This window comes from Streptomyces kurssanovii, assembly GCF_040677245.1.
GTDB lineage: Bacteria > Actinomycetota > Actinomycetes > Streptomycetales > Streptomycetaceae > Streptomyces > Streptomyces kurssanovii.
Genome location: NZ_JBFAQK010000018.1, coordinates 70,567 through 85,346 on the forward strand (window position 1 = coordinate 70,567; position 14,780 = coordinate 85,346).

Annotated in this window: 14 protein-coding genes; 7 read left to right on the plus strand and 7 right to left on the minus strand. The window is 72.2% G+C overall.

Features of this window, described 5'->3' with window-relative positions; translation table 11 throughout:
* Window positions 1–56: 56 nt before the first annotated feature.
* A complete protein-coding gene (locus AB0K36_RS15680; protein WP_364593743.1) occupies window positions 57–479 on the minus strand; it encodes a hypothetical protein in 423 nt (140 codons plus the stop codon).
* Window positions 480–800: 321 nt separating this feature from the next.
* Between AB0K36_RS15680 and AB0K36_RS15685 the strand changes: the two genes are divergently transcribed.
* From AB0K36_RS15685 to AB0K36_RS15695, 3 genes are read left to right on the plus strand one after another with little or no spacing between them, the layout of a single operon-like run.
* Window positions 801–1,568 (plus strand): ABC transporter substrate-binding protein, encoded by a 768-nt coding sequence (locus AB0K36_RS15685; protein WP_364593900.1) that lies wholly within the window; start codon window positions 801–803, stop codon window positions 1,566–1,568.
* A complete protein-coding gene (locus tag AB0K36_RS15690; protein ID WP_435877868.1) occupies window positions 1,535–2,365 on the plus strand; it encodes an amino acid ABC transporter permease in 831 nt (276 codons plus the stop codon). The genes AB0K36_RS15685 and AB0K36_RS15690 overlap by 34 nt, the downstream gene beginning before the upstream one ends.
* Window positions 2,366–2,418: 53 nt before the next feature.
* Entirely contained in the window at window positions 2,419–3,222 is an 804-nt protein-coding gene (locus AB0K36_RS15695) for an amino acid ABC transporter ATP-binding protein (RefSeq protein ID WP_364593749.1), read from the plus strand.
* Window positions 3,223–3,288: 66 nt separating this feature from the next.
* Here AB0K36_RS15695 and AB0K36_RS15700 read toward each other — a convergent pair whose 3' ends face one another.
* The 3 genes from AB0K36_RS15700 to AB0K36_RS15710 form a co-directional block, all read right to left on the minus strand.
* Window positions 3,289–3,939 (minus strand): DUF4360 domain-containing protein, encoded by a 651-nt coding sequence (locus tag AB0K36_RS15700; protein ID WP_364593752.1) that lies wholly within the window; start codon window positions 3,937–3,939, stop codon window positions 3,289–3,291.
* Window positions 3,940–4,241: 302 nt separating this feature from the next.
* Window positions 4,242–5,201, minus strand: coding sequence for a hypothetical protein (locus tag AB0K36_RS15705; protein ID WP_364593755.1), 960 nt, complete (start codon window positions 5,199–5,201; stop codon window positions 4,242–4,244).
* On the minus strand, window positions 5,198–6,226 hold the full coding sequence (locus AB0K36_RS15710; protein ID WP_364593758.1) for an SPFH domain-containing protein: 1,029 nt from the start codon (window positions 6,224–6,226) through the stop codon (window positions 5,198–5,200). Before AB0K36_RS15710 ends, AB0K36_RS15705 begins: the two co-directional genes overlap by 4 nt.
* A gap of 145 nt (window positions 6,227–6,371) precedes the next feature.
* Here AB0K36_RS15710 and AB0K36_RS15715 point away from each other — a divergent pair, with 145 nt between their 5' ends.
* Both AB0K36_RS15715 and AB0K36_RS15720 read left to right on the plus strand, forming a co-directional pair.
* On the plus strand, window positions 6,372–7,163 hold the full coding sequence (locus tag AB0K36_RS15715) for a class I SAM-dependent methyltransferase (protein WP_364593761.1): 792 nt from the start codon (window positions 6,372–6,374) through the stop codon (window positions 7,161–7,163).
* 376 nt (window positions 7,164–7,539) lie between these two features.
* Entirely contained in the window at window positions 7,540–10,089 is a 2,550-nt protein-coding gene (locus tag AB0K36_RS15720; protein ID WP_364593764.1) for a glycoside hydrolase family 9 protein, read from the plus strand.
* 11 nt (window positions 10,090–10,100) lie between these two features.
* Here the strand turns inward: AB0K36_RS15720 and AB0K36_RS15725 are convergent, their stop codons facing one another.
* The 3 genes from AB0K36_RS15725 to dnaN form a co-directional block, all read right to left on the minus strand.
* Complete coding sequence (locus AB0K36_RS15725; RefSeq protein ID WP_364593767.1) at window positions 10,101–10,268, minus strand: hypothetical protein; 168 nt, start codon at window positions 10,266–10,268, stop codon at window positions 10,101–10,103.
* Between the two features lie 113 nt (window positions 10,269–10,381).
* On the minus strand, window positions 10,382–11,125 hold the full coding sequence (locus AB0K36_RS15730; protein WP_364593770.1) for a carbonic anhydrase: 744 nt from the start codon (window positions 11,123–11,125) through the stop codon (window positions 10,382–10,384).
* A 98-nt stretch (window positions 11,126–11,223) separates the two neighbouring features.
* Window positions 11,224–12,357: a DNA polymerase III subunit beta gene (gene dnaN, locus AB0K36_RS15735; RefSeq protein ID WP_364593773.1), complete on the minus strand. Its 1,134-nt coding sequence runs from the start codon at window positions 12,355–12,357 to the stop codon at window positions 11,224–11,226.
* A 106-nt stretch (window positions 12,358–12,463) separates the two neighbouring features.
* On the opposite strand from dnaN, the gene AB0K36_RS15740 reads away from it, so the two are divergent.
* Window positions 12,464–13,495, plus strand: coding sequence for an endonuclease/exonuclease/phosphatase family protein (locus AB0K36_RS15740; protein ID WP_364593776.1), 1,032 nt, complete (start codon window positions 12,464–12,466; stop codon window positions 13,493–13,495).
* A 249-nt stretch (window positions 13,496–13,744) separates the two neighbouring features.
* On the plus strand, window positions 13,745–14,701 hold the full coding sequence (locus AB0K36_RS15745; protein ID WP_364593779.1) for a lytic polysaccharide monooxygenase auxiliary activity family 9 protein: 957 nt from the start codon (window positions 13,745–13,747) through the stop codon (window positions 14,699–14,701).
* Window positions 14,702–14,780 lie beyond the last annotated feature (79 nt).

Sequence of the window (14,780 nt, forward strand, 5' to 3'; positions counted from 1 at the left end):
GGACGGCGGACGCCTGGGGGCCCTGTCGGCGGATCGGCCGTGACAGGCCCCGGACGTCAGCTGTGCCGGGTGGAGGGGGGACCGCGGGTGTGCCGCGGGTCGTACACGCCGGAGGGCGGGGCGCGCTCCTGGCGCGGGCCTGCCGTCTCACGGCCGTGCTGCGGATGATCGTGCGTGGACACCGGGGCACCGGGCAGGGCCGGGGGAGCGCCGGGCGGCCGTTGGGTGTTCTCCGCGGCCAGCAGTTGGGGGACCGCTGCGACAGGCCGGGCCTGGAATGTGTTCGCCACGGTCCGGTGCGCCGCGACCGGGCGGAGGGGGGTAGCCGCGCCCGCCGTGGGGGGTGCCACCGCGACGGGGCCGGCGACGGGCTGCGCACCGTGGCCGGTGGCACCGGTGAGGAGGAGGAACACCGACCAGACGCCGAAGAGGGCCGCCGGCAGTGCGGTCGCGAGGACGAGACGGACCCTTCTCCCCATCCCGCCCTCCCTCACCGGTCGTCGCTGCCCGGGGACGTCCGAGTCCCGCCGGACGTCTGCCGCCGCTCAGCCTAGAGCCTGGGGAGCGCACCGCCGCCGTGGGTCTCGAACTCCGCGGAGTGTCCGAAGGATGGAACACCTGATGGACGGCTCCGGCGCACCACGCATCCCGTGGCTTACGATCTCGGCGGACGGTCGCGGACCGCGGCCTTCCGTGTCCCCCCACTCCTGGAGGTCATCGTGTTCGGGACGGCCAGCGGCCATCGCAGCCACCGCAGCAGCTTCCGCGTCCGCGCCACGGCCGGTGCCGTGGCCGCCGGGATGTTCCTCGCCGTCGGATGCGGCTCCTCCGACGAAGGACCGGGCGAGGCCGCGGGAGGCGTCCCCGTGGTCGAGAAGGGCAAACTGACCACCTGCACCCACCTGCCGTACCCGCCGTTCCAGTTCGAGCAGGGCGGCAAGGTCGTCGGCTTCGACGTCGCGCTGATCGACCTGGTGGCGAAGAACCTCGACGTCGAGCAGAAGATCCTCGACACGCCGTTCGAGAACTTCAAGACCGGCGCGTTCCTCAACTCCGGGGAGTGCGACCTGGCCGCGGCCGGTATGACCATCACCGAGGATCGCAAGAAGAACGTGGACTTCTCCGTCCCCTACTTCGACGCGACGCAGGCGCTGCTGGCGACCAAGAAGAGCGGCGTGACGTCGCTCGACGAGGTCAAGTCCGGGAAGAAGAAGCTCGGCGCCCAGGCGGAGACCACCGGCGAGAGCTACGCCAAGAGCCAGGGCTTCGACCCTGTCGCCTTCGAGAGCTCTGACGCGGTGCTGAACGGGCTGCGCACCGGCCAGGTCGACGCTGTGATCATCGACTACCCCGTCGTCCAGGGCTGGCTGAAGGACAAGGCGAACGCCGACCAGTTCGCCCTCGGCCAGAACATCGAGACCGGTGAGCAGTACGGCTTCTCGGTGAAGAAGGGCAACGACAAGCTGCGCGCCGCCATCGACAAGGCGATCCAGGACGCTCGCGCCGACGGCACCTACGACAAGCTCTACAAGCAGTGGATCGGCCCGCTGCCCAAGGCACAGTCGTGACCTCACGCCTCACCCGCCGCCAGCGGCGGCGGGTGTCGCAGGGCATTCAGTACGCGGTTTTCGTCGCGGCGCTCGTCGTGGTCGGCCTCCTGGCCGACTGGGACCGTCTGCAGAACCAGTTCGCACAGAAGGACCTCGCCTCCGAGCTGTTCCCCGCCATCATCACCACCGCGCTGCGCAACACGGTGGTCTACACGGTGTCCGGTTTCGTCTTCGGCCTGGTGCTGGGTCTGGTCATCGCGCTGATGCGGCTGTCGTCGGTCGCCCCCTACCGGTGGGTGGCGGGCGTCTACATCGAGATCTTCCGCGGTCTGCCCGCCCTGCTGATCTTCATCTTCGTGGGTGTGGCCGTGCCGCTGGCCTTCCCCGGCACCGAGATCCCCGGCGGCACCTACGGCAAGGTCGCCCTCGGTCTCGGGCTGGTCGCCGCCGCCTACATGGCGGAGACGATCAGGGCGGGCATCCAGGCGGTGCCCAAGGGGCAGATGGAGGCCGCCAGGTCGCTCGGCTTCTCGCATGCCAGGGCCATGGTCTCGGTGATCATTCCGCAGGCGTTCCGGATCGTCATTCCCCCGCTCACCAACGAACTGGTCCTGCTCTTCAAGGACTCCTCGCTGGTGCTGTTCCTCGGTGTCACCCTCGAGGAGCGCGAACTGACCAAGTTCGGCAGGGACCTGGCCAGCCAGACCGCCAACTCCACGCCGATCCTCGTCGCGGGGCTCTGCTACCTCCTGGTGACCGTGCCGCTCAGCTTCGTGGTGCGCCGCCTCGAGGCACGTGCCGACAAGGCGAGGTGAGGTTTCACATGCCGGTCGGGTCACAGTCGTCGGGAAGCGGGAACAGCGGGATCATGGACAGTACGGATCGCCCCGAGATCGAGATCCGGGGCCTGCACAAGTCGTTCGGTGACAACCACGTGCTGCGCGGCATCGACCTCGACATCGCCCGGGGCGAGGTGGTGTGCGTCATCGGCCCGTCCGGCTCCGGCAAGTCGACGCTGCTGCGCTGTGTGAACCTGCTGGAGGAGCCGACCGCCGGACAGGTGTTCGTGGGCGGCACGGAGGTCACCGACCTCGATGTCGACATCGATGCCGTCCGCCGCCGGATCGGCATGGTCTTCCAGCAGTTCAACCTCTTCCCCCACATCAGCGTCACGGAGAACCTCACGCTGCCGCAGCGGCGGGTCCTGCGCAGGGACAAGGCGAAGGCCGGGGAGGTGGCACGGCGCAACCTGGAGCGGGTGGGCCTCTCCGACAAGGCCGACGCCTTTCCGTCGCAGCTCTCCGGCGGTCAGCAGCAGCGGGTGGCGATCGCCCGCGCGCTGAGCATGGGACCGGAGGTGATGCTCTTCGACGAGCCGACCTCCGCGCTCGACCCGGAGCTGGTGGGCGACGTCCTGGCGGTCATGCGCCAGCTGGCCGCCGAGGGCATGACGATGATGGTGGTCACCCATGAGATGAGCTTCGCCAGGGAGGTCGCCGACCGCGTGGTCTTCATGGACGGCGGGGTGATCGTCGAAGAGGGGCCGGCGGAACGGGTCGTGGGCGACCCGCAGCACGAACGCACCCGGAACTTCCTGATGCGCATCCTCGATCCGGCCGCCGCCGAACAGCCGGGGGAGACCGGCTCGGAAGGTCCCGCCAAGGAGCTGTGATGCCCGCCGGGGCACCTGCCCGGTGCCCCGGCCGGGCGGGGGCGTTCCCGGCCGGGGCCGCGCGGATCAGCGTCCCGGGCACTCCTTCCAGGCCAGGTGATAGATGGTGCTGATGTCACCGTCGGTGGAGTCCATGGTCATGAAGCTGGTCTGCGCCGGGTCCGACGTGCCCGCGCTGACCCGCAGTTCCGTGTTGATGTTGAAGTTGCGCTGGACACCGCAGGGCGCCCACACCAGCTGCGCCCAGTCCGTCTCGTCCGTGGCCTGCCAGTTGTCGTCGTACGGGCCGCGGAACGAGTGCGTGCGTGACTCGGTGTTCGGCGAGCCCTGGAAGTAGTACGACGCCTTCTCGGTGCTGCTCGCGCCGGGCTGGAGCGAGGCATAGCCTCTGTAGTCGGCGCTGGCGACCGCGTACGTGAAGCCGTGCGGTACGTGCACGATCAGATTGAGCTGGCAGTTCTTGCGGAACGCCGTGCTCGGGGCGCCGCCGCCGACCTGGGCGAGGTAGTCGCTGTACGTCACGGTGAAGGCCGTGTTGTCCTGTGAGACGGCGACGGCGGCCGTCCCCGCGGGACACCCGGAGCCGTTGACCGTCGCCACCTCGATCACGATCTTGTCCGGCGGCGGGTCGGTGATGACGGACGGGCTCTGTTGCGAGGGGATCGCGGAGGCGAACAGCGCGGCCAACGCGCCGCTCACCAGCAGTCCACCGGTCATGGGTTCTCCAATCCATTGCTGTCGGTGCCGGGCGGTCCGGGCATGGGGATGCCCGGCCGTCAGGTGGGGGGTGCGGCCGTCCGCTCGCGTGGCATGGGCCGTCACGGACCAAGTGCGCTGGACCGTCCTGAGATTCGGCCGTGGCATGCCGCGACTGTTGAAGCGTCATGCACATGACATATACGGCCGAGGCTCCCGGGCGTTCGCGGCCCGGGAGTTGGTCGAATGGTAGAAACCAATGGAGGGGAGGACTAGAGCGATGTCCGGCCATTCGACAGGCCGGCCCGGCAGCTGCCGTCGGCTCAATCCAGCAGTCGCAGCGAGACGTCCGCGATGCCCAGGGACACCGACTGCCCCCAGGTGAGGCTCAGGGCGTCGCTCTCCATGCCGTCGCCGAAGACGACCAGCCGGTCCGACTCCACGGTGATCCGCAGCCGTTGGCCGCGCCCCAGCGCACCGGCCACCCTGCTCGTCCCGGTCGCGGGGGACGGCCAGGCCTCCCTGACGAACCACACGAGCCGCGGCTCGGCGGGCCCGGGCAGCGCGAGCGAGCTGCCCCGCTCCTGCCACAGCGAGCGCAGCCAGCCGGTGGCGCCCGTCCCCGTGCCCACCAGGACGCCCGAGGAGGCCTGGGCCTCCCCGCCCGGTTCCTCCACGGCGGATCCCTGCCCGCCGGATCCCTGCTCGCCGGACCCCTTCCCGCCCGGTCCCTCGCCGTCCTGCTCCAGCCGGTAGCGGGCGGTCTGGTGCCCGGGGCGCCCGAGGTAGATCTCGTTCAGCGCCGGCAGCCGCTGCGTGTCGTCGGCGACCGCCTCCACCATGGTCAGTTCGTCCGCCGATCGTCCGGGCAGGACGGCCGAGCGGAGCAGCCGCCGCGCGTCCTCGACGCGGTGGCGCACCAGGACCCCCGGATTGCGGCCCGGTTCCGTGTCGATACCCACCACGGGCTGGCCCGCGAGGTACTTGGCGGTGTTGGCCACCAGCCCGTCCTGGCCCACCACGACCACCACGTCCTCGGGGGCGAACAGGAACCGGTCGAGGTCCCCGCGCTCCACCCTGGTCTGCCGCCACTGGAGCGGAACGGCGGCCGCCACCTCCGCCAGCGCCCGTTGCGCCCGATGGTGCCGCAGAGCCACGTCGCGGATGCTGCGGCCCCGCGAGGCGAGGAAGAAGTCGGCCTGGCCATGGGTCCCGTGCCGGGCGAGCAACTCCTCGTACTCGGTGGTCCGGTGCACGAGGACGGCCCGCGGGGCCAGACTCACGAGCCGCCTCCGCCGCCTGCCCCGCCCGGCTGCTGCCCGCCGAGCCGCGCGAGCAGGCCGGTGAGAACGTCGGGGGAGAGGGTGACGCTGTCGATCCGCGGCAGGTTCTCCGCGAGCCGGGTGACCGCGAGTGCGTGCAGGGTGGCGGGATCCACGTCGCCGTGCACGCGCAGCCAGGCGGCCTGGGCCCCGGCCCGCGCCGCGCCGACCGCCTCCGCGGCCTCGGCCTCCGCCCGGGCGAGGCGCACCTTCCGCTTCGCCTCCGCGTCGGCCCGCACCGCGTCGGCCGCCGCGCTCTCCTCGGCCTGGCGCCGCGCGTTGGTGCCGTTCTGCTCGACCAACTGCTCCTCGCGCCTGGCCAGTTCGATCTTGCTGGCGAGTTCGTTCTCCGCGATGGCGCGCTCCCGCTCCACGGCGACGGCCCGGCGTTCGTACGTCGCGCGGTCCGCCTCCTGCTGGATCTGCTCGCGTGCCGGGGTCCGCAAAGCGCGTTCGACCTCCGGTTCCGGCCGGATCGCCACGACCCGCACGGCCACCACCTCGATGCCGGTCGCGGGCAGCCGGGGCTCTGCGGCCAGCCCTTCCGTGATGCGCCCGCGTACGGACGCGACTCCGTCGGCGAGCGCCGACGACAGCGGAGTGCGGGCCAGCACGTCCAGCGCGTGCTGCTGCGCCGTCTCCGTGAGCAGGGTGGCGATCTGCTCCAGCGGCGCGGCGCGCCACGCCCCGGTGTCCGGGTCGATGGAGAAATCGAGGCGGGCGGCGGCCGTCGACGGCTCGCTGATCCGGTACGTCACGGTGGCCTGCACCGAGACGTCCTGGAAGTCGGCGGTGCGGGCGTGGAACGACACGGCCAGCTCGCGGTCGTCGACCGGCACTTCGGACAGCGCGGCGGTGAGCGCGCGGAACCAGAAGCTGAGGCCCGTGCCGTCGTGGGCGAGGCGTCCGCGCCTGTGGTGACGGACATGGGCGGTGGGTGCGGCGCGCAGGTGGCGCCAGCCGAGACGTGCGGTGATGTCGGCCATGACAGGACCCCCTCTTTTCGTCTTCCTGACGATATAGCCGTCGGGGCTTATCGTCAATACGACGAAAGTGGGGGGCGTGGTGGTGGTCATGGGCCGTCGGGAGCGCGGGCTCCCGACGGCGCACCAGGCGCTACGCTGATCCGCGATGTTCACCGAACAGGGCCCCACACTCCGCGAACTCGCCGTCCAGGCGCTCTCCTCGATCGAGCGCGGCTACGACCTGCTCGCCCCCAAGTTCGACCGCACACCGTTCCGCACCTCGGACCGGCTGCTGGAGGCCGTGGCCCACGCCCTGCGCCCGCTCGGCCCCTTCGCCGCGGGCCTCGACATCTGCTGCGGGACCGGTGCGGGCGTGGATGTGCTGCGACAGGTGTGCCGGGAGCGGGCGGTGGGCGTCGACTTCAGCGCGGGAATGCTCGCCGCCGCGGCCTCCCGGTCAGCCTCGGCCGCGCCCCACCCCCCGGCCGCGTCCGCCGGGGACGCCGACCCGCCGGCCGACGGCCCGCACGGGCCGGCCGTCTCCTGGGTACGGGCCGACGCGCGGGCGCTGCCGTTCGCCCCCGCCTTCGATCTGGCCGTGAGCTTCGGCGCGTTCGGACACTTCCTGCCCGGAGAGCGCCCGCTGCTGTTCGCCCAGGCGCACGCCGCCCTCCGTCCCGGAGGCTGCTTCGCGTTCCCGGTCATGGCGCCGCCCGGGCCGAATTCGCTGCTCTACTGGACGCTGCTCGGATTCGACACGGCGATGCGGGTCCGCAACGCCCTGTGGCGGCCCCGGTTCGTCATGTACTACCGCACCTTCCCGCTCTCCGCCGTGCTCAGGGACCTCGGCCGCGCCGGATTCACCGTGGAACTGCTTCCGTTGACCGAACTGGGTCGGCTCGCGGACGGCAGCCCCCGTGCCCGTCTGGTCGTCGCCCGCAAACCGCGGGACGACTGACAGGCCGGAAGGCTCCATAGGCCGGCGCCTCGGATTCCCCAAAATCCCTCCCGCGCCCGGGGCCTCCCCGGAAACGCCTGGTGATCAACGCGTGGCCCCCGACGCATCCGGCGAACAATCGCTGCGGCTGAACGAGATCGAAGCCGCGACATCTTGACGCCACGTCGCTCACCCCCGACATTGGGAGCGCTCCCACACCCCGCGTGCGCTCCCGTGTCCCAGGCCACCGCGCACCCTTCCTACTCCCCAAGAGGACCTTGGCGTGTCTCATCATCAGCCCCGATTCCCCCATCCGACCCGTACGCCCCGCCGCCCGGGCGGGCGCAGACGCTTAGCACTGAACGTCGCCGCCCTCGCCGGACTGCTCGCCGGGGCCGTGGCCGTCGCCCCCGCCACCGCCGCGGAGCCGGCCGACGAAGGTCCCGAACTCATCGTCAACGGCGACTTCTCCAGCGGCACCGCACCGTGGTGGTGGACCGAGAACAGCCCCGGAGCGGTCGTGGACGGGCGCCTGTGCGCCGAGGTCCCCGCCGGCACGGCCAACCCGTGGGACGCCATCATCGGGCAGAACGGGCTCGCCCTCGCGGCCGGTGAGGGATACACGCTCAGCTACTCGGCGACGTCGACGGTGCCGGTCACCATACGCACCAACGTGCAGATGGCCGTCGACCCGTGGACGACGGAGCTCGCCGCGGCACAGCAGGTGGGGGAGAGCCCCGAACGCGTGAGCCACACCTTCACGGCGTCGGCCGACCACGACGCCGCCCAGCTCGCCTTCCAAATCGGCGGCAGCGACGAGGCGTTCACCTTCTGCGTCGACGACGTGTCCCTGCGCGGCGGCACCGCGCCGCCCCCGTACGAGCCGGACACCGGCTCACCCGTCCGCGTCAACCAGGTCGGCTACCTCACGAGCGGTCCGAAGAGCGGCACCCTCGTCACCGACGCCACCGAGCCGCTGACCTGGACGGTCAACGCCGCCGACGGGACACGGCGGGCGAGCGGCACCACCACCCCGGCCGGTGTGGACCCCACATCGCGCCGACACGTCCACACCTTCGACTTCAGCACGGTGACCACCGCCGGGGACGGCTACACCGTCACGGTCGGGGAGGAGAAGAGCGAACCGTTCGCGATCGGCGACGACCTCTACGACTCTCTGCGCACCGACGCGCTCGCGTACTTCTACCACAACCGCAGCGGCATCGAGATCGACGCCGACATCGTCGGCGAGGAGTACGCCCGCCCCGCCGGGCACGTGGGCGTGAGCCCCAACCAGGGCGACGACGACGTGCCCTGCCAGCCGGGTGTGTGCGACTACCGTCTGGACGCGGCGGGCGGCTGGTACGACGCCGGTGACCACGGCAAGTACGTCGTCAACGGCGGCATTTCCGTGGCCCAGTTGATGTCCACCTTCGAGCGGACGCTGACGGCGGAGCACGCCGACGGCGCCCCCCTCGGCGACGGCAAGCTGCGGCTGCCGGAGCACGGCAACGCCACGCCCGACATCCTGGACGAGGCCCGCTGGCAGATGGACTTCCTGATGCGGATGATGGTGCCGGAGGGCGAGCCGCTGGCCGGCATGGCGCACCACAAGCTCCACGACAAGGCGTGGACCGGCCTGCCGCTGCGCCCCGACCAGGACCCGCAGCCCCGTGAGCTGCACCCGCCGACCACCGCGGCGACCCTCAACGTGGCCGCCACCGCCGCCCAGTGCGCCCGTCTCTTCGCGCCGTACGACGCCGGCTTCGCGGCCAAGTGCCGTACGGCGGCCGTCACCGCGTGGAACGCGGCCAAGGCCCACCCGGACATCCTGGCCGACCCGAACGACGGCACGGGCGGCGGCGCGTACCCCGACGACGACGTGCGCGACGAGTTCTACTGGGCCGCGGCGGAGCTCTTCCTCACCACCGGTCAGGACACCTACCGCCAGGAAGTGCTGCGCTCACCGCTGCACGGCGACGCCGACCTCGTCTTCCCGCGCGGTGGCCTCTCGTGGGGCTCCGTGGCGGGCCTGGGCGCGCTGAACCTGGCGACCGTGCCGAGCAAACTGACGGCCGAACAGCTCCGGTCGGTGCGGTCCATGGTGACGCGGGCGGCCGACGGGTACGCGGCCGACTCGGCCGACGCCGCGTACGGCCTGCCCTACGCACCCTCCGACGGCCACTACGTGTGGGGCTCGAACAGCCAGGTCGCCAACAACATGGTGGTCCTGGGCACGGCCCACGACCTTACCGGCAAGGTCGTGTACCGCGACGCCGTGCTGCGCGGGCTCGACTACCTGCTGGGCCGCAACCCGCTCAACCAGTCGTACGTCACCGGATACGGCGAGCGGGACTCGCGCAACCAGCACCACCGCTTCTGGGCGAACCAGCTCGACCCGTCCCTGCCGAACCCGGCACCGGGCTCGCTGGCCGGCGGCCCGAACGACGCCATCCAGGACCCGGTCGCGCAGAGCAAGCTGAAGGGGTGCGCGCCCGCGATGTGCTACCTCGACCACATCGAGTCGTGGTCGACGAACGAGATCACCATCAACTGGAACGCCCCGCTCGCCTGGGTGGCTTCCTACGTGGACGACCTCGGCGGCGGCGGCGACCGCAGGACGGCCTGTGAGGTCACCTACGCCTCCACCCGGTGGGACGGCGGCTTCACCACACAGGTCGTGGTGAAGAACACCGGGACCCGGACGGTCAGCCCCTGGCAGCTGTCGTGGACGTACTCCGACACGCAGCGCGTGACCGACCCGTGGGGCGCCACGATTTCCCAGACCGGCCCGGACGTCGTGGCCAAGTCGCTGAGCTGGAACTCCAGCCTGGCTCCTGGTGGAACCGTCCGGTTCGGCTTCAACGGCAGGTCGAGCGGACAGGTGAACGACCCACGTGTCTTCAGGCTGGACGGCCGGGCCTGCGGGGTGACGCCGGCCGGGTAGGGCCGCCGTCCTCAGCGCGCGTTGCCCGCGGAAGGCTGAAGCAGGTCCTCCGCGACGACGAGCCGGCCGGAGCGGCCGCGCTGCGCCGCCTTGCAGCGCTTGGCCGCACGGGCGCTGCGCACAAGGTGGTCCAGCACGGGATTGCCGTCCCCGGCCGACGCCGCCACGTCCCGGCCCACCCGCCCGTCGGTGGTGCGGGTGGGCCGGTGGCGAGCCGCACCTCCGGCAGGAGGGGCGCCCGATCGCGCGGGGTCGGCCGAGACGGCTCGGCCGGTCCGGCCCGGGGGAGACGTCAGGCGACGGTGTGCACCAGCTGCGAGGTCAGTTCGTAGCGGGCGCCGACGACCGCGAGCTCTCCAGTGGCGATCCTCGCCGCGAGGTCGGGCTCCTGGGCGAGGAGGCGTGTGACCATCCGGACGTTGCGGGTGATCGTGGAGTCGACGCGTGCCGCGCCCTGCTGGGCGTGGTCTATGGCCGGCCGTATCCGGTCGGCGATGTACTGGATGTGCGCGGGGAGTTCCTCGCCGGTCTCCTCCGCGTGCACCGCCGCGGTCACCGCGCCGCAGGACTGGTGACCGAGCACCATGACCAGGGGGATGTCCAGCTCCAGGACCCCGTAGGCGACACTGCCGAGGACCGCCTCGTCGAGCACCTCGCCGGCGGACCGCACGGTCATCAGATCGCCGAGGCCCTGGTCGAAGACCAGTTCCGGCGGTACCCGCGAGTCGATGCAGCCGAGGACCACGGCGAAGGGCTCCTGACCGGATATCAGCTCCTCCCGCACGGCCGACGTCTCGTGCGGATGCTGCTGCCGGAAGGTCCGCCAGCGGCGGTTGCCGGCCACCAGCTCACGCAAGGCCTGCGCGGGCGTCTCCGGCCGGGGGCGGCGGGCGGTCGCCGGTCCGGGGGACGCCGATGCCGGTGTGCCTCCCACTACGAGAGCGCCGGAGGCCAGGGCCCCGCCCGCGACGGCGGCGCGCAGCAGGGTACGACGGCTTCCGCCGACGGATGAGTTCGTTCGCGGTGTCTGCTTCACCAGGCGAACGTAGATCCGTCGGCAGCCGGCGCCTTCGTTCATGTGTTTTCTTTGCGCATGCTTGATCAACCCATGCCCTGAGGGGCCGTGACAGGGTGTCAGGCCAGTGACTTCACCGACATCAGCAGATGCTCGTGGGAGTGCTGTCCGGCATCGCCGGACGGCCGCGTGCCGGCCTCCGCCGCGCCGCTGAGCAGAGCCCGCAGACCCGGCCCCAGCAGGCGGAACCGCACGCTGTCCGTGTCGAACGACGACAAGGCGTCCACGAGATACGACGGGTTGAACGCCACCGTCATCTCCGGGGCGCCCTCCAGGGCGGCGGGCAGTTGCTGGGAGGCGACATCGTCCTCGTAGCCGGCGTGGAGGCGGACCGAGTCCGCGGTGAACGCCAACTGCAGCGGGCTGTCACCCTCCGCGACCACCGACACCCGCTTCACCGCCTCGAGCAGCGGGACCCTGGCCGTGAGCGCCACCGCACCGTCCGGCAGGGCGAAGAGCTTGTCGTGCCGCGGCAGCCGGCCGTCGAGAAGCCGGGTGGTGAGCCGCATCCCCGCGTTGTCGAAGCCGATCGTGCCGCCGTCCAGGGCGATACGGACCGTGCCCGACCGGTCCAGCGACCGGGCGATGTCCAAGAGCCGCCGCGCGGGCACCACGACATCGGCCGACGCCTGCGGCGACAAGGGCTTCCAGCCCAGCGTGCGCACCGCGTACCGATATCTGTCCGTCGCCGCGAGCGTCATCGTCTCCCCGTCCACGCTCAGACGGATTCCGGTCAGCACGGGCAGCGAATCGTCGCGCCCGGCAGCCACCGCCACATGCGCCACGGCGGCGGCGAACACTTCCGCTTCCACCGCACCGCAGAATCCGGGCAGCGCGGGCAGGGCCGGACGCTCCTCGTACGGCAGCAACGACATGCCGAAGCGGGCGCCGGCGCTGCTCAGCGCGAAACGCCCGCCGTCGGCGGCGCACCGCACCGTTCCGCCCGGCAGGACCCGGCAGATGTCCAGCAGCCTGCGGCCCATGACAAGCACCTGTCCGGGCTGCTCGACGTCCGCCTCGACCTCGATCCGGGCCGAGGCCTCGTGGTCCAGCCCCGAGACACGCAGCAGACCGCCGGCGCGCGCCTCGAGCAGCAACCCGCCCAGCACGGGCACGGGGGACCGCGCCGGCAGCACACGCGCCGCCCACGCCACCGCGTCCGTCAGTGCTCCGCGCTCCATCCGGAACTCCATACCAGCCCTCTTTCCTCGGTGGTCAGGACGCTATCGGCGGCCACTGACAACGCCCGTGCGGGAAGCTGGCAAGATCGTCGGTCCGACGGGGAAACGGAGCGGTGGCATGAGCGACGCGGACGAGCACCGCACGGCGGGGCTCCGGTCCTTCACACAGCGGCTCGGTATCCGGCTGCCGGTCAGGGGCAGTTGGGGAACGGACCAGCGCCGGCACTCGCGCTTCCGCCGGGGCCGTGTCCTCGCGGTCCTCGCCGTACTCGTCGCCTGCCTGCTCGCCTTCCATTCCGCCGTGCCCAACACCGTCGGCAGGATCGGCAGCCTTCTTGAGACGTTTCTGCCGTGGCTGGGTCTCGCCGTTCCCCTGCTGCTTGTCGCGGCGCTGCTGCGCCGGTCCGTCACCGCGCTCGTGGCCCTGCTGCTGCCCGTCGCCGCGTGGTCGTTCCTCTTCGCGCCCCTGCTGCCGCCCGCGTCGGGGGAACAGTCCGGCCTCGTGGCGGTGCAGCACAACGTCAGCGACGTGAACACCGACCCGGCGGGCACGGCACGGGCCCTCCTGCGCGTACGCCCGGACCTCGTCGCCCTCGAGGAGGTGACCCCCGCCGCACTGCCCGCCTACGAGAAGGAGCTGGCACGGCACCTGCCGTACCACGCGGTCGTGGGGACCGTGGGCCTGTGGTCGGCACATCCTCTGGAGGACGTGCGGCCGGTGGACATCAAGCCGCGCGGTTTCGGACCGGGCTGGAACCGCGCCCTGCGCGCCACGGCCGTGACCCCGCAGGGCCCCGTCGCCGTCCACGTCGCCCATCTCCCCTCGGTGCGTCTGGGACCGCGGCACGGCTTCAGCTCGGCGTGGCGCGACGAGAGCGCCCGGCTGCTGGGCGCGGCGCTCGCCGTGGAGAAGGAGGCCCGGGTGATCCTGCTGGGCGACCTCAACGGCACGGTCGACGATCGCGGTCTCGACCCGGTGCTCGCGCATGTGGGGGTGGCGGGACCGGGCTTCGCGTTCAGCTGGCCGGCGTCCTTCCCCGTCGCCAGGATCGACCAGATCCTGGCGCGGGCGGCGGCGGTGGCCCGCGTCCGTTCACTGCCCGCCACCGGCAGCGACCACCTGCCGATCGCCGCCACGATCACCCTGTGACCTCCCTGCCGGACGGCTGCCGGGCGCTCCTCATGTGACCGCGCCGCCTGCCTGCCGGGCGGCCCGCCCCGGTGACGGCTCGGCCGGCCGCACACCCACGACAACCGGCCGCCCGCCCACGACGACCGCCCTCGCCGTCGGCCGCCCGCCCGGCCCCGTAACCGCCCGCACGCTCGCCCCACGGTGAACGCCCGTGCCGCCCCGCCCGTACTCCACGGCAGCCGTCGAGCCCGAGGAGGTCAGCAGCCGATGACCGGACGTCGCCGTACCCCTGTTGCCGTCGCCGCACTGACCGGCGCCGTACCGCTGTTGCTGGCCGCCGGCGGCCCCGCCCTGGCCCACGGGACGCCGACCGACCCGGTCAGCAGAGCCGCCGTCTGCGGACTCGACGGAGCGCAGCGCGCCTCGGGCGCGTGCCGTGCCGCCGTCGCCGCGAACGGGGGAGCGGCGATCGGCGCGTGGGACGACCTGCGGCTGCCCGGCGTCGAGGGCAGGGACCAGGAGGCCGTACCCGACGGACAGTTGTGCAGCGCGGGCCTGGACGCCTACCGCGGCCTGGACACCGCCCGGACGGACTGGCCCGCCACGCCGCTGGAGGCCGGTGGCACGTTCACCCTCACCTACCGCTCCAGCATCCCGCACGAGGGAACCTTCGAGCTGTACCTGACCCGGCAGGGGTACGATCCGTCCGCACCGCTGCGGTGGGCCGATCTCGACACCCGCCCGTTCGCGACGGAGACCGATCCCGCGCTCACGGACGGCGCGTACCGGATCAGCGGACGTCTGCCCGCTCACCTCACGGGCCGGCATGTGCTCTACACGGTATGGCGGAACACGGGCACCCCTGACACGTACTACTCGTGCTCGGACGTGGTCCTCACACCGGGCGACGACGGGCAGGGCGCCACGCGGCCCGGAACACCGCCCGCGCAACAGCCCTACGACCCGGCCGGCCGGACCTCCGCCCCGGTGACGCCCGGACGGCCCGCCGAACCCACCCCGTCCCAGGCGCCCGGCGGACCGGCGCCCGGTGAACCGCCGGCAGGCGCCCCGGCCACGGCACCGTCCTCCGGCCAGGCCGCCCCGGCGCCCGCGGGCAGCGCCTCCGGCGACCGTCCCATGGTCCTGTTCGGCGCGGTGGCCGCCGTTCTCGCCCTGGTCTCCGTCTGCGGATCGGTGGTCCTGCGGCGCCGGAACCGCCTCTGACTGTCCGTCACCGAGCACCCGCCGGACCGGTTGTCCGGCCGAGGCACGCCCTCCGACAGCCCAATTCCGGGTGACGAAC